This is a genomic window from Amycolatopsis endophytica (assembly GCF_013410405.1).
Taxonomy (GTDB): Bacteria; Actinomycetota; Actinomycetes; order Mycobacteriales; family Pseudonocardiaceae; genus Amycolatopsis_E; species Amycolatopsis_E endophytica.
In genome coordinates, this window is the sequence record NZ_JACCFK010000001.1 from 4,988,078 (window position 1) to 5,007,437 (window position 19,360).

Consider the following 19,360-nt stretch of genomic DNA (forward strand, 5'->3'; position numbering starts at 1 on the left):
CCTCGAGTGGACAGGAGCGGCTCGTGACGCTGCGGGACAGGATCACGGTGGTGACCGGCGCCGCCGGCGGGATCGGGGCCGCCGTGGCGGGCCGGCTCGCCGGGCTCGGTGCCACCGTCGTGCGCGCCGACATCGCCTACGACACCGCGACCCCCGGTCAGGTCCACCTCGACGTCACCGATCCCGCCTCCTGGGAGCGGCTCCGGGACACCGTCCACCGGCACCACGGCCCGGTCGGTCTGCTGGTCAACAACGCCGGGGTCAGTGCGCGCGCCGACCTGCTGTCCACCTCCGACGACGAGTTCACCCACGTGTTCGCCGTGAACGCCTTCGGGCCGTGGCGCGGCATCAAGACCTTCGCCGAGGACCTCGCCGGCACGCGCGGCTCGGTGATCAACGTAGGGTCGATCTACGGCGTCACCACTCCACCGGCGGGCGCCGCGACGGTGCCGTCGTCGGTCGCCTACCAGATGAGCAAGGCCGCCGTGCACCAGCTGACGAAGGTCGCGGCCGTCGAACTCGCGCCCCGTGGCGTGCGCGTCAACGCCGTGCTGCCCGGTGTGTTCCGCACCCCGCTGCTGGCGGACCTCCCGCCGGAGGCGCTGCACGCCCGTGTGCACGGTGCCCCGCTGGCCCGGCCCGGGGAACTGGACGAGCTGGCCGCGGTGCTCGCCTTCCTCGCCGGTCCGGGCTCCTCGTTCGTCACCGGCACGCTGCTGCCGGTCGACGGCGGATACCTCGCGGCCTCCTGACCCCGTCCCTCATGTGAGGAGGATCTGCATGACGGCACAGAACACCGGTCCGGCGGTGACCGACGCCGGCCGCGGGCTCGAACTCCGCGCGCTCGTCTCCGGCAGCGTCGGAAACCTGCTCGAACAGTACGACAACCTCGTCTACGCCTACTCCACCGTCTACCTGTCGGCGCAGTTCTTCGCCGAGGGCAGTGCGCTGTCGTCGCTGCTGTCCACGTTCGCGGTCTTCGCGGTCGGCTTCCTGGCCCGGCCGGTCGGGACCGTCGTCTTCGGGCACATCGGCGACAAGCTCGGCCGTCGTCCCGCGTTGCTGGCCAGCGTGGTCCTGATGGGCACCGCGACCGTCCTCATCGGACTGCTGCCCGGGTACGCCACGATCGGTGTGACCGCGCCCGTGCTCCTGGTGCTGCTGCGGCTGTTCCAGGGCTTCGCGGTCGCCGGTGAGTGGGCGGGCTCCGCGGCGATGCTCGTCGAGTACGCCACCCCGCGCACCCGCGGTCGCTACGGCAGCCTCAACCAGGTCAGCACCGCGGCCGGGTTCCTCGTGGCCGCCGCGGTCGTCGCCCTGAACTCGCTGTTCTGGAGCGAGCAGGGCATGCAGGACTTCGGGTGGCGCGTACCGTTCCTCGTCGGCGCGCTCACCGCGCTCGTCGCGATCCTGCTGCGGTTCGGGCTGGAGGACACTCCGGCCTTCCGCGAGCAGGCGGCCGCGGGGGAGACGGTCGCCAGCCCGCTGAAGCTGGCCCTGCGCACGCAGAAGTCCGCGATGGCCCGCGGGTTCTTCTTCACGGTGAGCTGGACGGTCGCGTACTTCTTCTTCCTCACCTACCTGCCCACCCACCTGCGCAGCCAGGTCGGCGTCGAACCCGGCGTCGTGGAGGCGTCGAACCTCGTGGGCCTGGTCGTGCTCACCGTGGCGATCTTCGGCTTCGGGGTGCTGTCCGACCGCATCGGCCGGAAACCGTTGCTGCTCGTCGGGTCCGGCGGGTTCGTGGTACTCAGCTTCCCGGTCATGTGGCTGTTCTCCACCGGCGACACCGCCGGCGTCTACCTCGGCCAGGTCCTCATCGCCCTCGTCCTGGCCGCGTTCTCCGGGCCAGGGCCCGCCGCGCTCGCCGAACTGTTCCCCACCAACGTGCGCTATTCCGCGCTGGGCATCGGCTACAACTTCTCCGTCATGGCCTTCGGCGGGACCGCCGGGTTCATCGCCACCGCCGTGATCGACGCGACCGGCACCCCGCTCCTCGTGGCCCTCCTCCCGACCACCGCGGCGGTGATCACCTTCGTCACCGTCTGCCTGATGCCCGAGACCTACCGGACCGAACTGAGGTGAGCACCACCATGGACCATCCGCGCATGATCGCGGTGCAGGGCAGCCATCGCCAGATGGGCGAGCAGCTCGGCGAGCGCACCGCGGACCTGATCGCCCGCAGCCTGGAGACCTACGTGGGCCGGTTCCACGACGACGCCGGCCTCAGCGACGCCGACATCGACCGCTGGGGACGCGTCTACCTGGACGTGGCGTCGTCCTATTCGCCGGAGATCGCCGGGATGCTGGAGGGGATGGCCGCCGGATCCGGGCACCCCGCGCACCGGCTCGCGGCGCTCAACGCGCGCACGGAGATGCTCTACGGCACCGGGTACCGCGACGAAGGCTGCACTTCGCTGTCGGTCCTGCCGCGCTACACCGCGGACGGGCACACCCTGCTCGCTCAGAACTGGGACTGGCATCCGGAGCAGGCGGAGGTCACCTTCCTGCTGGCCACCCGCGACGAGAGCGGTTTCAGCGTGCTGTCGCTGACCGAGGCGGGCATGCTCGCCAAAAGCGGGCTCAACTCGGCGGGACTGGGTGTCTGCGCCAACCTGCTGGTGTCCGATCTGGACCGCGGCGGAGTCGGCGTGCCCTACCACTACCTGCTCCGCGCGGCGCTGCAGGCGAAAACGATGTCGGCCGCGCACCGGCGGTTGCTGCCCGTGGAACGGATTTCCTCCGGCAACGTCCTGCTCGCCGACGCCGGCGGGGAGTCCGTCGACTTCGAACTCGCGCCCGGGGTGTTCGGCACCCTGTTCCCCGAAGACGGCCTGATCACCCACTCCAACCACTTCCAGGCCCGGCTGCCGCTGCAGGATCGAAAGGCGGCGACCAGCGCGCTCACCCTGCTCCGCCCGGTGCGGGCCCGGCACCTGCTGGAGCCCGCGCTCGAACAGCGCCGCGTCGGGGTCGCCGACGTGGTCGCGACACTGCGGGACGAGTGGTCCTTCCCGGACGGCATCTGCCGCCACCCCGACCCGGAGATCCCCGTGGCCGACCGCAACGCCACGGTGTACTCACTGGTGATGGACCTGACCGACCGGGTGCTGTGGATCGCGCCCGGCCCGCCGAGCCGGCACGCCTACGCACGCTGGGACCTGGCCACCCTGTTCGACCGGACGTCGGAGGCGCCGCTGGAGTTCCCCCCGAGTGCCGGGACGGTGCTCGCGTGAGCCGCGGGACCGTCTGCCTGACCTTCGACTTCGACGCCATCTCGCTGTGGATCGCGCGCGATCAGACCACACCGGGACCGGTGTCACGCGGCGAGTTCGGCGCCTACGCGATCGGCCGCATCCTGACCTTGCTGCGTCGCCACGGCGTTTCCTCGACCTTTTTCGTCCCCGGGCACACCCTGGAGACCTACCCGGCGCAGTGCGAAGCGATCGCGGCGGCGGGACACGAGATCGCGCTGCACGGTTATGCCCACGAGCCGGTGTCCACTCTGGACCGCGATGCCGAGCTGGCGGTCAACCGGCGGTCGGCGGAGCTGATCGAGAAGCTGACCGGGCGCCCGCCGTCCGGCCACCGCACGCCGAGCTGGGATTTCACCGAGAACACGATCGCGATCCTGACCGAACTGGGTGTGGAGTACGACTCCTCCCTGATGGGCACCGACTTCGAGCCCTATCTGGCGCGTTCGGGCGACCGTTGCGACCCGGACGGACCGTACGCCTTCGGCGCGGCGTCGTCGGTGGTCGAACTGCCGGTGTCCTGGACGCTGGACGACTACCCGCACCTGGAGTTCCTGCGCACAGCGCGGTACGTGATGCCCGGGTTGCAGGACGCGGGGGAGATGTTCGCCCGGTTCCGCCGCGACGTGGAGTACATGGCAGGCACCGTCGACGACGGGGTCGTGACCGTGACGTTGCACCCGCAGGTCGTCGGGCGGGGCGCGCGCATGGTGGCGCTGGAGGAGTTCATCACCGGCTGCCTGGACCTCGGTGTGGTCTTCGCGCGGTGCGCCGATGTCGCGCGGCGGGTCCGTCCCGCTCTCCTGGGGGCATGACCATGGGCGCGGTCCTGGTGATCGGATCCGGCGGCGGGATCGGACGTGCCGTGGCCGCCCGCCTCCGGGCCGATGGCTGGTCGGTCACCGGCACCGACCTGCCCGGGATCGACCTCTCCCGCAGCGGCGTCGTCGCGCCGCACGTCGAGCGGCTGTGGGACGAGCACGGTGGGTTCGACGCACTCGTCCACGCGGCGGGAGTGTTCCCGGCCGTGCCCGTCGCCGAGAGCGACGAGGATCTGTTCGACCGCGTGTTCGCCGTCAACACGCGGTCTGCCCTGAGCGCGGGAGCGCAGTTCGTCCGCTGCTGCCGCACCGGCAACCGGCCCGGGGCGATGGTGTTCCTCAGCAGCGGAGCCGCCCTCCGCGCCCGGCCCGGCACCGCCGTCTACGCGGCGTCGAAGGCGGCACTGGACGCGCTCGTGCGCGGCTTCGCACTCGAGCACGGCCGGGACGGGATCCGCTGCACCGCTGTGGCGCCCGGATTCGTCGACGTCGGATCGGCGCTCAACCCGGTTCCGGAGTCCTATGTGGACGCGGTGCGGGCGGGTAGCGTGCAGGGGCGCCTCGGCCGGCCGGACGACGTCGCGGCGGTGGTCGCCTGGTTGCTCGGTGAGGACGCCGGATGGGTCAACGGGCGCACGGTGCCCGTCGACGGCGGCGACGGCATCGGCTCGGTGACCGCGCCCAGCTGGCTCAGCTGAGCACGGGCGGCGCCAGTCTCCGGTGCGTGCCCCCCGTGATGCGGTACACCAGGTGCGGGTGGCCGCGGGTCGGATCGACGGTGTCGTCGGGGTAGCTGAGCCCACGCTGGCCGCGGCCCTCGAACTGGTGGGCCCCGGTCACGCCGAACGACGCCGTCGAGCGCAGCTGTTCCCGCACCGCGGCGAAATCCCAGGGTCTGCTCACCCGGCTCCAGGCGTGCGCGAGGACGTTGACCATGTCGTAGTGCACGGCCGCGGCGGCCGGGCCCGGCTCGGCGTGGAAGGCTGCCCGGAATCGCTGCTCGAACCCGGCGCACAGTGGGCTGTCCACGTTGCCGATGACGGTCGACCACACCAGTCCTTCGCTCAGTGCGCCGAACCGCTGGGTGAAACCCGGGGCCGCGGGCGACCACGCGGCGTGCAGGAGCGCGTTCTCCCGCAGGTCCCCGGCCGCGGTCAGGAACGCGCGCAACGTCGGTTCGGGGAAGATCGCCAGCGAGACCGCGTCCGGGTCCGCCCGTTCCAGGCGGCGCACGACGTCGGCGAAGCCGAGGGTGTCGTCCGGGACGGCCTCCAGGAACACCAGGTCCCAGCCGGCCTCGGCCGTCTGCCGCTGTACCCGGTCGGGCACGCCCGGGCCGAAGGTGCTGTCCCGGTGCAGCACGGCCAGCCTCCGCCGCCGCGGAGCGAACGCGCCGCGGCGCTCCAGGTGACCGACGGTGCGCAGCAGCCCCGGCACGTACGCGGACTCGGTCGAGCAGACCTGGAACACGCCGCCCAGAGTGCCGGGGTCGGCGTGCACCGCGTCGGACAGCACCTGGCTGGTCATGCTGTGCAGCACGGGCGCTCCGGTGGCCGCCGCCGCCGCGATCGCGGGGCGGGCGAACCGCAGCGGGAAGTTCCCGAGCACGAACGCGTCCACCCCGCGGTCGGCCAGTTCGGTCACCGCCTCGACCAGGCGCTGCGGTGTGCTGGAGACGGTCACGTGTTCCACGGGCCGACCGGCGATCCCGCCACGGAGCTTCAGCTCGTGCACCGCCAGCCGGACTCCGCCGCGCATCGCCTGCACGACGCCGGCCAGCGGGTCCGCCGGGTAGATCGAGGCGAGCACCGCGGGACGCGGCCGTACGGCGCGGCCCGGCCTTCGCGCCGTGCCCGGATCGCGCAGCACGGCGAGCAGCGTGCCGGGCAGGGTCAGGTCCGGGCTGGGCAGCGGGGCGACGTAGGCATCCTCGGCGGCGACCAGCGCGGTCACCAGTGCCCGTGAGGTCGCGCCGGTCTTGGCGAACACGTGTTCGAGGTGCGTGGCGACCGTCCGGCGGGTGCAGCCCAGGACGGTGGCGATCTCCTGGTTGCTGAGCCCGCCCGCGACGCACGTCGCCACCTGCAGCTCGCGCACGGTGAGCCCGAACGGAGCTGGGGTTTCCACGACATCGAGCCGCGCCACGGGCCGGTCGACGTCCGGCACGTCGATCGTCACGCGCCGCACCTCGCTCCCGGCGACGTCGAGGTAGCTCACGAACTCGCCGCGCAACACCCGCGCGGCCCGTTGTGCCACCCGCACGAGGTCGGTCCGGGAGGTGAAGAACCCGCTGCCGCTCCCCGGGCCGGCCGCAGGTTGCAGCCAGCGCCTGCAACCTTCGAAGGAATCAGGATCGTCCACGTGGTCGCCCTCCTCGACCGCCGATTCTCCCTGACGTCCTCCGGTACCGGCACGGGACGCCCGGCACGGATTTCGACCGCGGCGCGGATCTGCCCGGCCGGGAACCTGCCGCGACCGGTACCCGCGGGCCCGCCCGCAGGTGCCGGACGTGGCGACCCGCTCGCCTCGCCTCGGCCCCGGAGGTCGATGCGCGTCATCGCGCCCGGCGCTGGGCTCGGCGTCGCTGCCGCACTCAGGCGGCGCCTTCACCGTGGCCGCTGTGCCCGGGCACGACGCGCTGGTGACCGATCCGGGTCGGACGTGGATCTCCCGCTCGGTACGGCCTTGCCTCAGAACGCGCGGACCTCCCGCAACTCGGCGTCGATGGCGGCGAGGAGTTCCCGGTCGTCGCCCAGGCCGGGGTCGATCGCGACGAGGACTCGTTGCGCGGGCTTCGCGGTACGCGCCAGGCGGACCAGTTCCGCCGCGCGCGCGTCCCGCACATCACGCTCGCGGAGGTAGTCCAGCCAGGCGGCCAGGCCGGCGACCGCGCTGTGCGGTAACCGCCCCCGGGCCCGCTCGCGGTGCAGCACGGGGAGGATCCGGGCCGGAATCTTGTGCGAACCGTCCGCGGCGATCTGGCTGAGCAGGTGCCGGATCCCCGGTGCGGTGAACCGGTCGCGCAGTCGCCGCCGGTAGCTGGTGATCTCACCGGGGGGAAGGGGCAGGTACGCGGCCGCGGTGTCCCACCAGGACTCGATCAGGCCGCCGAGCACCGGATCGCCGGCGGCCTGATCGACAGTGGCGTGCCCGCGGACGAGCCCGGTGTAGGCGAGCAGTGAGTGAGCGGCGTTGAGCAACCACAGTTTGCGCCGCTGGTAGGTGCCGATGTCGCCGACGACCTGCGCCCCAGCCCGCTCCCACGCCGGCCGGCTGCGGGGAAAGGTGCCGGCGATCTGCCATTCCGCGAAGGGCTCGGTGACCACCGCCGCCGGGTCGTGCCGCCCGGTGAGCTCCCGAACCATCCGCACGTCGCGCTTCGTGGTAGCCGGCGTGATCCGGTCCACGACCGTACCGGCGACGGCGACGTCGTGTTCCACCCACTCGGCGAACGCGGGCTCCTGGCACACCTTGCGCAGGAGGGAGCGCAGCACCTCCCCGTTGTCGGCGACGTTGTCGCAGGGCACGAGCGTGATCGGGGCCGCGCCGGCGTGGAAGCGCTCCCGCAGCCCGGCCGCCAGCCGCGACACGGCGGAGTCGGCACCCGGCTCGGGGACGGTGTAGGCGGCCTCGGTGACCGTGATCGTGATCAGCGCGACCTCGGGGGAAGCCACGTCCGCCAGCCACTGCCGGGTGTCCGCACCGGGGTGCGCCCGTACGATCGAGCCCACGGTCTCCACCCGGTCGCGTGTTTCGTCCCGGACGAGCAAAGAGAACAGCCCGTCCTGCCGGGTGAGCAGCCGTGGGAGTTCGGTGTTGCGGAAGGTGTAGGCGGCGATGCCCCACGCGGGGTCGGCCGCGGTGTACCAGGCTTGGTGGGCCCGGTGGAACGCGCCCAGTCCGAGGTGGACGGCGCGGACGGGCGGTGGTGCGCTCGCGCGGGTGAGCCGCGGGGTCACAGCCGGAACGCCTTGCGCGGTTGACGGTCGGTGAGGTCGCGGAGCACTTCCTGGGCGTCGTCCTCGGTCAGGACGTGCTCGGCGACCAGGCCGGCGAGATACGCCGCGTCGACCCTGCGGGCGGTGTCGTGGCGCGCCGGGATCGAGCAGAAGCTCCGGGTGTCGTCGATGAACCCGGCGCTGCGGTGGAACCCGGCGGTTTCGGTGACGGCGTCGCGGAAGCGGCGCATGGCCCGTGGAGCGTCGAGGAACCACCACGGGGCGCCGAGATAGACGGTGGGGTAGAAGCCGGCGAGCGGGGCCAGCTCGCGGGAGAACACCGTCTCGTCGAGCGTGAACAGCACGGTCTGGAACACCGGATGCGTCCCGAACCGTCGCAGCATGGGTTTGAGCGCCTGCGTGAACTCGGCGCGCAACGGAATGTCATGGCCGGTGTCGCGCCCGTACCGGCTGAACGTGGGTTCGTGGTGGTTGCGATCGACGCCCGTGTGCAGGGCGAGCACCATGCCGTCCTCACTGGACATCCGGGCCATTTCGCCGAGCAGGTGCCGCGAGAGGAGCCGCCCGTCCCCGGGGCCGGCTTCTCCGGACCGGACCGCGTCGAACAACCGGGATGCCTCCGCCTCCGGCAGGAACTCCATGCGAGCGTCCGGGGCACTGTGGTCGGTCGTGGTGGCGCCGTGCCGGCGGAAGAACTCCCGGCGCTGCTCCAGTGCGGCGATCGTCCCGCGGTAGCTGCCGGTGTCCACGTCGCTCGCCTCCGCGAGGCGATCCAGCGCGGCGGGCCAGCCGGGGTGCGTGGCGTCGAGGTAGCGGTCGGGCCGGAAGGTCGGCACCACCCGGCCCCGCCAGGACGGATCGTCGGCCAGCGCCCGATGGTGCCGCAGGTCGTCGGCCGGGTCGTCGGTCGTGGCGAGCACGGCGATGTTGAACGACTCGTAGAGCTCACGCGGGCGGAAGCCGGGTTTGGCGAGCCGCTCGGTGAGTTCGTCGAACAACGCGTCGGCCGTCGCCGCGGAAGGGTGGGCCGTCACGCCGAGCACGTCGTGCAGTTCGCCTTCCAGCCACTGGCGCGACGCGGTGCCGAGGAAGAACCGCCAATGGGAGCAGAAGGCGCGCCACACCTCACGTGGCGCGGCGGTGTGCCCATCCCGGTCGCGCAGACCCAGCTCGTGCAAGGGGACGCCGTGGGCGTGCAGCAGCCTGGTCACGTAGTGGTCGGGCGTGACCAGGAGCCCGGCCGGGTCGCCGAACGGAGTGTCCTGGGCCAGCAGCGCCGGGTCGACGTGGCCGTGCGGGCTGATCAACGGCAGGTCGCGCACGCTGTCGTACAACCGGCGGGCGATCGAGCGTTCGGCGGGGTCGCTGGGCAGGAGCCGGTCCGGATGGGGTTCGAGGGCGATCCCTGTCGAGCCACGGTGCATATCCGCAGACTCCGCCCGCGGCCGGCGTCATGCAACTAGTTGCCACCAGTTGTCACCGGCGCGGGGCCGGTCGAGCCGCGCACGACCAGGTGGGCGTCGAAGCGCTGCACGGCCTGCGGCCCGTCGCGTCCGGACAGCTCCTCGCACACCGTGTCCACGGCGCACCTGCCCAGTGTGGCGGTGGGGCCCGCGATCGTGGTCAGTGCCGGCACCGCCAGGTCCGCGCCGAAGATGTCGTCGCAGCCGATCAGGCTGATCTCATCCGGCAGCCGGATGCCGGCCACGTGCAGGCGTTGCAGCGTGCCGAGCGCGATCAGGTCGTTGTAGGCGATCGCCGCGGTCGCGCCGTCGAGGATCAGGGCGTCGGCTGCCTCGTGTCCGCCCTGCTGGTTGGGCGCGAACGGGCCGAGGAAGCCGGCCCGGATGCCGAGCGAGCTCGCTTCCTCCTGAGCGGCGCGCCAGCGTTGACTGTTGACCCAGGAGCTGCGCGGCCCGGACAGGTAGGCGATGCGGCGGTGACCGAGTGCGGCGAGGTGGCGCACTGCCTTGCGCATGCCGGCCGCGGTGTCCACGAACAGGCTCGGCAGGCCGTCGATGTCCCTGTTGACCATGACCAGTGCCCGGTGCTGGGCGAGCTGGCGCACCGCGTCGTCGGACAGCCGCGAGGTCGCCAGGATCCCGCCGCTGGCCGCGGCGAGCAACTGTCGCAGATTCCGCGCCTCGACCTCGGGTGATTCATCACTGTCGGTGAGCGCCAGGGTGAAATTCCGCTCGATGGCCCGCGCCTGGGCCGCCTTGATCAGCGGCGCGTAGTAGGGGTTGGCGATGTCGGTGACCACCAGCATCAGTGTGCGGCTGCGGCCGGGGGATTCGACCCTGGCCAGGGGCCGCGGCTCGTAGCCGACCTCGCGCGCCGCGGCCCGCACCCGCTCGCGGGTCGCCACGTTGACCCGCGCCGGGTCGGCGAAGGTCCGCGACACGGTGGAGGCGGCCACTCCGCAGTGCCTCGCCACGTCGTAGATGGTGACCCGTCCCTGGCGCACGCCCCGCCCTCCGCCCGTCGTGGCAACAGCTGGCAACAGATTGTCATGCTACTGGCGGCCTCCTACCGTCGGGCGATACCTCTTGTCGCGCAGAAGGGAAGCAACGGTGCTTCGACCGATCCTCAACACCTGGCGGGACCGCCGCACCCTCAACGGGCTCTGGCGTTTCGCCACCGATCCCGGCGGAGCCGGCCGGAACCAGAAGTGGTGGCGGGCGCCGCTTCCCGGTCGCGTCGAGATGCCGGTTCCGGCCAGTTACAACGATGTCCTCCCGGACCCGGCGATCCGCGATCACGTGGGCGAGGCCTGGTACCAGACCGACGTGGTCGTTCCCGCGAGCTGGGCGGGAGAGCGGGTTGTCCTCCGGTTCGACGCGGCGACCCACCGCGCGGTCGTGTGGGTGGACGACGAACAGGTGGCAGCGCACGAAGGCGGGTACACCCCGTTCGAGGCCGACGTGACGGGTGTCGTGCGGCCGGGACGGGCCAGCCGGATCACGGTGGTCGTCGACAACCGTCTCGCCTGGGACTCGATTCCGCCCGGATACGTCGAACAGACCCCGGAGGGGTCGCGGCAGCGGTACTACCACGACTTCTTCAACTACGCCGGCCTGCACCGGCCGGTATGGCTGTACACGACGCCTGTCACGCACGTCAGCGACGTCACCGTCGGTACCGGTCTGGCCGGTACGACGGGCACGGTGGACTACGACGTGGCGATCGCCGGCATCGCCGACGGCGTGGAGACGCACGTCGTGCTGCGCGACGCGACGGGTACCGAAGTCGCGCGCGCCGCCGGTCCGTCCGGCACACTCACCGTGAGCGAGGTGCACCCCTGGCGTCCCGGCGAGGGATATCTGTACACATTGGACGTCGAGCTGTGGAACGGCGGGTCACGCGCCGACCGCTATTCGCTGAACGTCGGCATCCGGACGGTCGCCGTCGACGGCACCCGGTTCCTGATCAACGGCGAGCCCTTCCACTTCACCGGTTTCGGCATGCACGAGGATCACGCGGTTCGGGGCAAGGGGCATGACGACGTGTCGATGGTCCACGATTTCGCGCTCTTGGACTGGATCGGCGCCAACTCGTTCCGCACCTCGCACTACCCCTACGCGGAGGAGATCCTCGACTACGCCGACCGCAAGGGTCTCGTCGTCATCGACGAGACCGCGGCGGTGGGGCTCAACCTCGGGCTCGGCGGCGGCATCCTGCAGGGCGCGAAGCGTCCGACCTTCTCCGAGGAGACGATCTCCGACGCCACCCGGCGCACGCACCTGCAGGCGATCCGCGAACTGGTCGCCAGGGACAAGAACCACCCCAGTGTCGTGTTGTGGAGCATCGCCAACGAACCCGAGTCGCACACCGAAGAGTCCAAAAAGTACTTCGAACCGCTGTTCGCCGAGGCGCGGCGGCTCGACCCCGGGCGGCCGGTCGGTTTCGTGAACATGATGCTGTCGCCGTCCGGTGAATGCCTGGTGACCGAACTGGCCGATGTCGTGATGATCAACCGCTACTTCGGCTGGTACACGCAGACCGGTGACCTGGCGGCGGCCGAGCGCGAACTGGAAGCCGACCTGAGGGCTTGGGCGAGCAGGCACCGCAAGCCGATCCTCGTCACCGAGTACGGCGCCGACACCGTGGCCGGCCTGCACTCGGTGGTTCCGCAGCCGTGGACGGAGGAGTACCAGGCCGAGCTGCTGGAGATGTATCACCGGGTCTTCGATCGCGTCGAGGCCGTGGTCGGCGAACACGTGTGGAATTTCGCCGATTTCGCCACTTCGGCAGGTGTCTTCCGGGTGGAGGGCAACAAGAAGGGCGTGTTCACCCGCGACCGCAAACCCAAGGCGGGCGCGTTCACCCTGAGGCGCCGCTGGAGCCGGGCATGAAACTGCGCGTGCGACAGCTCTTCGGTTACGCGGCCGGGGACGCGGCCAACAATCTGGCCTTCGCGATGTCGTCGATGTTCCTGCTGGTGTACTACACCGACGTGGCCGGAATTCCGGCCGCCGCGGCCGGCACCATCTTCCTGGTGGTGCGGATCTGGGACGGCTTCGCCGATCTGGCGGCGGGCCGGCTCGTCGACAAGACCAGAACGCGGTTCGGGAAGTTCCGTCCCTGGCTGCTGTACGCCTCCGTTCCCCTGCTCCTGCTGAGCGTGGCCGCCTTCGCCGTGCCGGACTGGCCGGTGCCGGCCAAGATCGGCTACGCCTACCTGACCTACGCGGCGATGGGCACCGCCTACAGCCTGGTCAACATTCCCTACGGATCGCTCGCCGCGGCGATGACGCAGGACCCCGTCGAACGCACCAAGCTGGCCGGTGCACGCGGGATGGGGGCTGCGGCCACGATGCTGATGCTGAGCTTCGCGGTTTCCCCGCAGATCAGGAACTCCGAGAACCTGCAGCGCTCGCTGCTGCTGACCACACTGGCCTTCGTGGTCGTGGGCGCGGGTCTGTACCTGTTCACGTTCGCCACGGCCAGGGAGACCGTGCCGCGCGCCGTGACGAAGGTCGGCCTGAAGGACAGCCTGCGCACGCTGCGGCGGAACAAGCCGCTGGTGATGCTCTCGGTGAGTTCGCTGTTCTTCCTGACCGCGATGGCCTCGATCCAGACGGTCGGCGTGTACTACGCCCGGGACGTGCTCGGTGATCCGGGCTTCTACATCGCGATCTCCGCACCGCAGCTGGTCCTGATGTTCGTGCTCGCGCCGTTCGTGCCCAAACTCGTCCGCCGGTTCGGCAAGGTCGCCAGTTACGTCAGTGGTGGTGTGATGATGGTGGCAGGCGGCGTCGGGGTGCTGCTCGCGCCGGCCGCGGTCCCGTTCCTGTCGCTGGGGTTCTTCCTGCTGATCGGCGCCGGCCTCGGGCTCGTCAACACCCTGATGTGGTCGCTGGAGGCCGACACCGTGGACTATGGCGAGTGGAAGACCGGGGCCCGCACGGAGGGCACGACCTACGCGGTGTTCTCCTTCGTCCGCAAGATCGGTCAGGCGCTCGGCGGCGCCGCGGCCGCCTACACCATGGCCATCGCCGGATACGCCGGCGGCGCCAGGGTGCAGAGCGAGGGGGCGCTGTGGGGCATCCGCGCAGCGGCCGGCCTGGTGCCCGCCGCCTGCACGGTGATCGCGGTCGTCATCATGATCAGCTACCCGTTGACGGAGAAACGCCTGCGCGAGATCACCGCGGAGGTCGCGCGCCGGCGGCACCAGTTGGTCGAATCATGAACGGAGAACCAGTGCGTATCGATCGCGCCGACGTCATTGTCACCAGCCCGGGGCGGAACTTCGTCACCCTCCGGATCACGACCGGGGACGGCGTGGTCGGGTACGGCGACGCCACCCTCAACGGCAGGGAGCTCTCGGTCGCCGCATACTTGCGTGACCACGTCGTTCCCTTGCTGATCGGGCGGGACGCCCACCGCATCGAGGACACCTGGCAGTACCTCTACCGGGGCGGCTACTGGCGGCGGGGCCCGGTCACCATGGCCGCGATCGCCGCCGTGGACACGGCGCTGTGGGACATCAAGGCCAAGGTCGCGGGCCTGCCCCTCTATCAGCTCCTCGGTGGCGCGAGCCGTGACCGCTGCCTCGTCTACGGCCACGCCAGCGGACGCGGGATCCCCGAACTGACCGACTCGATTCGCGAACACCTCGACCTCGGATTCCGCGCGATACGCGTCCAGACCGGTGTGCCAGGGCTCGACTCCGTGTACGGCGTGGCGACCAGCTCGGCCGCCGCGGTCGGCGGCTCCGCCCGGTACGACTACGAGCCGGCCCGGCGTGCCGCGCTACCCGCGGAGGAGACGTGGGACACGCGAGCCTACCTTCGCCACGTGCCGTCGGTGTTCGAAGCCGTGCGCCACGAATTCGGCCCCGAGCTGATCCTGCTGCACGACGCGCACCACCGCCTCACGCCCATCCAGGCGGCCAGGCTCGGCAAGTCCCTGGAACCCTACGACCTGTTCTGGCTCGAGGACGTGACCCCGGCCGAGAACCCGGAAGGTCTGCGCCTGGTCCGCGAGCACACGACGACCCCGTTGGCGATCGGCGAGGTGTTCAACACCGTCTGGGACTACCAGACCCTGATCCGGGAGCAGCTGATCGACTACGTCCGTTCCCCGGTGACCCACGCGGGCGGTATCACCGGGGTGCGCCGGATCATCGATTACGCCGCGATGTATCAGGTGAAGTCGGGTATGCACGGCCCGACGGACGTGTCACCGATCGGACTCGCCGCGGGTGTGCATCTCGGGCTCGCGGTGCACAACTTCGGCATTCAGGAGTACATGCTGCACAGCGCGGAGACGATGGCCGTGTTCGGCCCGACGTTCATCTTCGACGACGGCGGCTTGCGCCCCGGCGAGGAGCCGGGGCTCGGCATCCACTTCGACGAGGAACTCGCGGCGAGGTACCCCTACGAACCGGCCTATCTGCCCACGAACCGGCTGCGCGACGGGACGGTGCACGACTGGTGACTCACGGCGTGGCCCGCGACCGATCCCGCTGGTGGCGTGCGCGGCACGGGGATCGGTTACCGCATGCTGGCCTCGGCGACCGGTTCAGGTGGGCGCGTCGCCGAGAAGGTGCCGCAGCACGTTGTCGGTGACCGTGGTGATCGCCTGATCGCCGGTGCGAAGCCCGTTGACCCACTCACAGGTCCCGGCCGTGAACACCTCGCCGTCGCCTCGGGAGAACGAGACGACCATGCCCGCACCGCGGGCGAAGCGCCGCCGCGTCTGCTCGGTGTAGTCCTCGCCGGCGATGCTGGCGCGGTAACGGGCGTCACCGTCGCCGAGCATGAAATACGCTGTGTCCTTCTCGCGCGCGTCTTCGGCCGCGGTGGACCAGTTCATGGCGATGATCTGGAGACCGGCCGGTGCACCGTCGGTACCGGTCGGGTGGGGAAGGCCGTCCCGGAACTCGTAGTCGAGGCCGTCCACCTCGTAGGAGAACACCGCGGCACCGTCGCCGAACGTGTCGGCGTAACCGAGGCCGGTGTCGCGCAGGGACCAGTGCTCGGGACGGAACACGACGTAGCCACGCGACGATCGCGGCGCGAAGGCGCCGAAACCCGCGTACATGCCGCGCAAAGCGTTCACACCGAAGGTCGTGGCGCCGGGATTGCCGACCGCCGGATCCTCCCAGGCCCCGGTGAGCAGATGCTGTGCTTCGGTTCCGGCGACCGGATCCAGCCTGCCCGCGTCGTATTTGTAGGTCAGTTGAGTGTCGCGCTGGAGGTCCAGCCGGATCTGCCACATGAAGTTGCCCGCGAACCGGGCGACCCGTCCGCCCGCGGCGACGTAGTCGTCCACATGGGCGCGCATGCGCCCCGTCCAGTATTCGTCGTGGCCGGCGAAGACGGCACAGCGATATGGGGTGAGCGCCGCCGGATCGGCATGGAGGTCCTCTTGCACGAGCAGGTCCACCTCGTAGCCGCGGGCCTCGGCCCAGCGGAAGAAATGACGTTCGAAGCTCGCCCATCCCGACGCGGCATAGTATTTCGCGTAACCGTTGAGGTAAGCCCACTCCGCGAACTCGTACCGAGGTGGCTGGGGGCCGGTCGGCCGGTGGGCATTGACCATGCGCGGCGCGTTGCCGGGAAGCCACACCTGCCCGCGTGCCCAGGGCCGCCGGGCCGACAGCACGGGAGAGCGCCCCCTGGCGGTACCCGGGTGCACGCCGAAGTAGTGGCTGGCGCCGCCCCAGTCGTTGTACGCGGACCAGGTGCACGTGGCGAGAACCTGGACCAGCGCACCCGGGCGCTGCTCCGGGTTGCGCACGACGAAGAAATGGTGCCCGAGAGGGCGCGCGTCCGGTGGCTGGTGCGCGTCACGCAGTTCGACGAGGTACGGCCCGGGGCGCAGCGTCGCGGGCAGAATCCAGGACGTGGTGACACGCCAGTCACAGCCCGACTGGTAGGCGTCGGCGGGCACGGGCTGGAAACCGGCCGAGGCGAGGCGTTCGGTGTGGACGGTGGTTTCGTGCCACCCGTCGCGATAGATCCGCAGCTCCAGCTCCGCGGCGGTGGTGGAGATGTAGAGGTCGACCTCCTCGCCGGGCAGGTATGAGCGTTTGTCGCTGTAGCACCACGCGGCCGGATGGCCCGCTTCGTGCGGGATTTCGACCCAGACGCGCTGGGCGCCGGGCGGCAGGCCCGACACCACCTCGGGTGTGATGTCGCCGCCGGGGCGGGATCCGTTCGCGGTGGGCGTGGTCATGTGGCGTCCTTCCTGACGAGAATCGTGGGCACGGCGGTGGGACCAGCGCGCCGCTTCGACCGGAGGCTGGGTGTATCGGCGTGCGGAGGCCGGGGAAAGCCTGGTCATGGCGGCGGGTCCGACCGCACCGGGGACGAGGAGCCCCCGTCCCCGGTGCGGTCGGACCCGCCGCCGCGTCACGAGGTGGACGGGCTGCGTTCGTCATCACGCTGGTCCGAACCGGCGTCCGTCGTGCGCACGAGGTCCCTTCCGGTCTTCCCTGGAGCGGTCTCGGGCAGGAAGAACAAGGTGGCCAGGGACACGGCCATGGCGACGACGACGTACCAGGCAGGCATCAGGTCGTTCCCCGTGACCGAGATCAGCCAGGTGAGCACGAACGGCGAGGACACCGAGGCGATGACCGAGAGGTTGAACCCGAGTGAGACCCCGGTGTAGCGCACGCGTGTCGGGAACAGTTCCACCCAGGTCGAGACGAGCGGCCCGCTGTAACAGCCGAGCGCGAGCCCGCCGACGGCGAACTGGAGAAGGGCCACGATGCCGACCGCGCTGCCCGGGATGATGAGGAAGGCGGGGATGACCAGGACGAGTACCGCGATGGACGCGCCGAACAGCAGTGGTTTGCGCCCGATCCGGTCCGAGACCGCTCCGGCGACGGGAATGGTGATCGCGTACGCGGCGATGGCGATCGACGTGGTGAGCAGTGACGCGGCCGAGCTGTACCCGTGTTCGGTTTCCAGGAACGTCGGGGTGTAGACGAGCATGACGTAGTAGCAGACGGTCTGGCCCAGCGTGATCGCCGCGACCTTCAGCACGTTCGCCGGTTGGGTGCGCAGGGTTTCCCGTACCGGTGACCGCGCGACCTGTTCGCGGTTTTCCAGCTCGCGGAACGCTTCGGTCTCTTCGAGCTTCAGCCGGATGTAGAGCCCGACCACACCGAGTGGCAGCGCCACGAGGAACCCGACGCGCCAGCCCCACGAGGCCAGCTCCTGCGCCGTGAGCGTGCGGGTCAGGACGAACGAGAACAGCGAGCCCGCGAGGAGGCCGAATCCGGTGCTGGAGGGCATGAGGCTGACCATCAGGCCACGCCGGCGCGCCGGCACGCTTTCGGCGATGAGAGCGGCGCCGCCGGCGTACTCGCCACCCGCGGAGAAGCCCTGCACGATGCGGGCGACGATGAGCAGAACCGGTGCCGCGACGCCGATCGTGGCGTAACCGGGGATCGCGCCGAGCGCGGCGGTCGACAACGACATCATGATCAGCACGATGGCGAGAGTGCGTTTGCGCCCTATCCGGTCACCGAAACGGGCGAACACGACACCGCCCAGCGGGCGGGTGATCACGGGGAGCGCGAAGACGCCGAAGGTCGCCAGCAGTGCCGCGGTCGGATCGCTCGCGGGGAAGAACACGGTCGAGATGGTCACCGCGAGGAAGCCGTAGATCCCGTAGTCGAACCACTCGATGAAGTTGCCGATGCCTCCGGCGACGCTCGTTCTGCGTGCGGTGGTGCTCACGAATCGTTCCTCTCCTGGGCGCCGCGGCTCGCACGGGCGAGACTCCGGCGCGGTGATCGTTCACCGTTCCCGGCACGCTATGTGCAGGCGCGACATAGGGGTAGCCGGTCGACCTTGGGTCAGATATAGGGTTGCCCTGTGGAAAAAGGGGCGCGTGAAGGCGATCGCATGACGCTGAACCAGCTGCGGGCGTTCGTGGCGGCTGAACGACTCGGCTCCTTCACGGCCGCCGCGTCCCAGTTGGACATCGCGCAGGCTTCGGTGTCGGAACTGATCCGGAGACTCGAGGAGGAGCTCGACGCGGTGCTGTTCCACCGTGGTGCCCGGCGGTTGTCCCTGACCGCCGCGGGGCAGGAACTGCTGCCCTACGCCCGTCGCACCGTCGACTCCGCCGACGAGGGAGTCCGCGCGGTCCATTCGCTCGGGTCGCTGGGCGGCGGCACGGCCACCTTCGGGGTGCTGCGCAACGCCGACTACTACCTGCTGGGCAACCTGGCCCACACGTTCCACCGGCGCTATCCGTCGGTGAAGGTCCGCCTGGTCGGGCTCAACTCGGCCGAGACGGCCGCGTCGATCGCCGCGGGGGAGATCGAAGCCGGGTTGATCGTTTTGCCGGTGGACGACGACACCCTGGCCATCACGCCGCTCATGCGCGACGAGGTCCTCTACGTCAGCGCCGATCCCGCCGTCACCGCGCGTCCGGTGACCATCGACAAGGTGGCGGCCGCGCGGCTCGTCCTCTACGACGCGCACTACGGCTGGGCCGATCCGACGAGGCGGCAGCTGGCCGCGCGTGCCCAGCTCGCCGGGGTCCACATCGAGCCCATCCTGGAGATCGAGCATGTGGAGGCCGCGTTGAAGCTGGTCGCCGCCGGGGTGGGGGACACCATCGCGAGTGCGGCCGTGGTCGGCAGCCGGGCCTTCCCGCCCGGGCTGCACACCGCTTCGTTCGACGAGCCGATGTTCGACACGATCGCGCTCGCCCGCAAGCGAGGGCGCCCGCTGTCCCGCGCAACCCGGGAGTTCGCCCGTCTCGCGGAAGACGCCATCAGCGAGATGCGGGGTGGCGCGACGAGGCCCGACCTGGAGTAATAGGGAAACCCGATGGGTGGCTCAGGAGGTAGTCACCT

Annotated in this window: 15 protein-coding genes; 9 read left to right on the forward strand and 6 right to left on the reverse strand. The window is 70.7% G+C overall.

Annotation, left to right across the window (positions count from 1 at the left end; translation table 11 throughout):
- The first annotated feature begins 23 nt into the window (after positions 1-23).
- Genes HNR02_RS24580 through HNR02_RS24600 form a run of 5 tightly spaced genes read left to right on the forward strand, consistent with a single transcriptional unit; the run spans position 24 to position 4,773 of the window.
- Positions 24-752, forward strand: coding sequence for an SDR family NAD(P)-dependent oxidoreductase (locus HNR02_RS24580; protein WP_179775472.1), 729 nt, complete (start codon positions 24-26; stop codon positions 750-752).
- Between the two features lie 28 nt (positions 753-780).
- Positions 781-2,085 (forward strand): MFS transporter, encoded by a 1,305-nt coding sequence (locus HNR02_RS24585; protein WP_179775473.1) that lies wholly within the window; start codon positions 781-783, stop codon positions 2,083-2,085.
- A gap of 8 nt (positions 2,086-2,093) precedes the next feature.
- Positions 2,094-3,236, forward strand: coding sequence for a C45 family autoproteolytic acyltransferase/hydrolase (locus HNR02_RS24590; protein ID WP_179775474.1), 1,143 nt, complete (start codon positions 2,094-2,096; stop codon positions 3,234-3,236).
- Entirely contained in the window at positions 3,233-4,069 is an 837-nt protein-coding gene (locus HNR02_RS24595) for a polysaccharide deacetylase family protein (RefSeq protein WP_179775475.1), read from the forward strand. The genes HNR02_RS24590 and HNR02_RS24595 overlap by 4 nt, the downstream gene beginning before the upstream one ends.
- A complete protein-coding gene (locus HNR02_RS24600; RefSeq protein ID WP_179775476.1) occupies positions 4,066-4,773 on the forward strand; it encodes an SDR family NAD(P)-dependent oxidoreductase in 708 nt (235 codons plus the stop codon). Before HNR02_RS24595 ends, HNR02_RS24600 begins: the two co-directional genes overlap by 4 nt.
- Here HNR02_RS24600 and HNR02_RS24605 read toward each other — a convergent pair.
- The 4 genes from HNR02_RS24605 to HNR02_RS24620 form a co-directional block, all read right to left on the reverse strand.
- Positions 4,766-6,436, reverse strand: a complete 1,671-nt coding sequence (locus HNR02_RS24605) for an ABC transporter substrate-binding protein (protein ID WP_179775477.1) — start codon at positions 6,434-6,436, stop codon at positions 4,766-4,768. The genes HNR02_RS24600 and HNR02_RS24605 overlap by 8 nt on opposite strands.
- A gap of 329 nt (positions 6,437-6,765) precedes the next feature.
- Positions 6,766-8,034, reverse strand: coding sequence for a mannitol dehydrogenase family protein (locus HNR02_RS36560; protein ID WP_179775478.1), 1,269 nt, complete (start codon positions 8,032-8,034; stop codon positions 6,766-6,768).
- On the reverse strand, positions 8,031-9,458 hold the full coding sequence (uxaC, locus tag HNR02_RS24615; protein WP_179775479.1) for a glucuronate isomerase: 1,428 nt from the start codon (positions 9,456-9,458) through the stop codon (positions 8,031-8,033). Before uxaC ends, HNR02_RS36560 begins: the two co-directional genes overlap by 4 nt.
- Positions 9,459-9,493: 35 nt before the next feature.
- Positions 9,494-10,501: a LacI family DNA-binding transcriptional regulator gene (locus tag HNR02_RS24620; RefSeq protein WP_179775480.1), complete on the reverse strand. Its 1,008-nt coding sequence runs from the start codon at positions 10,499-10,501 to the stop codon at positions 9,494-9,496.
- A gap of 106 nt (positions 10,502-10,607) precedes the next feature.
- Between HNR02_RS24620 and uidA the strand changes: the two genes are divergently transcribed.
- The 3 genes from uidA to manD are packed head-to-tail and all read left to right on the forward strand — an operon-like array spanning position 10,608 to position 14,976.
- Entirely contained in the window at positions 10,608-12,389 is a 1,782-nt protein-coding gene (uidA, locus tag HNR02_RS24625; RefSeq protein ID WP_312861123.1) for a beta-glucuronidase, read from the forward strand.
- Complete coding sequence (locus HNR02_RS24630) at positions 12,386-13,726, forward strand: glycoside-pentoside-hexuronide (GPH):cation symporter (RefSeq protein WP_179775482.1); 1,341 nt, start codon at positions 12,386-12,388, stop codon at positions 13,724-13,726. The genes uidA and HNR02_RS24630 overlap by 4 nt, the downstream gene beginning before the upstream one ends.
- A gap of 11 nt (positions 13,727-13,737) precedes the next feature.
- Positions 13,738-14,976, forward strand: coding sequence for a D-mannonate dehydratase ManD (manD, locus tag HNR02_RS24635; RefSeq protein ID WP_179775483.1), 1,239 nt, complete (start codon positions 13,738-13,740; stop codon positions 14,974-14,976).
- An 84-nt stretch (positions 14,977-15,060) separates the two neighbouring features.
- Here manD and HNR02_RS24640 read toward each other — a convergent pair whose 3' ends face one another.
- Positions 15,061-16,719, reverse strand: a complete 1,659-nt coding sequence (locus HNR02_RS24640; RefSeq protein WP_179775484.1) for a N,N-dimethylformamidase beta subunit family domain-containing protein — start codon at positions 16,717-16,719, stop codon at positions 15,061-15,063.
- Between the two features lie 176 nt (positions 16,720-16,895).
- On the reverse strand, positions 16,896-18,230 hold the full coding sequence (locus tag HNR02_RS24645; RefSeq protein ID WP_179775485.1) for an MFS transporter: 1,335 nt from the start codon (positions 18,228-18,230) through the stop codon (positions 16,896-16,898).
- A 168-nt stretch (positions 18,231-18,398) separates the two neighbouring features.
- Between HNR02_RS24645 and HNR02_RS24650 the strand changes: the two genes are divergently transcribed.
- Positions 18,399-19,322 carry a LysR family transcriptional regulator gene (locus HNR02_RS24650; RefSeq protein WP_179775486.1) on the forward strand — a complete coding sequence of 308 codons (924 nt, stop codon included), beginning with the start codon at positions 18,399-18,401 and terminating at the stop codon, positions 19,320-19,322.
- The last annotated feature ends 38 nt before the right edge of the window (positions 19,323-19,360 follow it).

What these genes read in the sequence shown, in the direction of transcription:
- HNR02_RS24585 (WP_179775473.1), top strand. Translation starts at nt 781, where the DNA reads ATGACGGCACAGAACACCGGTCCGGCGGTGACCGACGCCGGCCGCGGG.
- HNR02_RS24590 (WP_179775474.1), top strand. Translation starts at nt 2,094, where the DNA reads ATGGACCATCCGCGCATGATCGCGGTGCAGGGCAGCCATCGCCAGATG.
- HNR02_RS24600 (WP_179775476.1), top strand. Translation starts at nt 4,066, where the DNA reads ATGACCATGGGCGCGGTCCTGGTGATCGGATCCGGCGGCGGGATCGGA.
- uxaC (WP_179775479.1), bottom strand. Translation starts at nt 9,458, where the DNA reads ATGCACCGTGGCTCGACAGGGATCGCCCTCGAACCCCATCCGGACCGG.
- HNR02_RS24630 (WP_179775482.1), top strand. Translation starts at nt 12,386, where the DNA reads ATGAAACTGCGCGTGCGACAGCTCTTCGGTTACGCGGCCGGGGACGCG.
- HNR02_RS24640 (WP_179775484.1), bottom strand. Translation starts at nt 16,719, where the DNA reads ATGACCACGCCCACCGCGAACGGATCCCGCCCCGGCGGCGACATCACA.
- HNR02_RS24650 (WP_179775486.1), top strand. Translation starts at nt 18,399, where the DNA reads ATGACGCTGAACCAGCTGCGGGCGTTCGTGGCGGCTGAACGACTCGGC.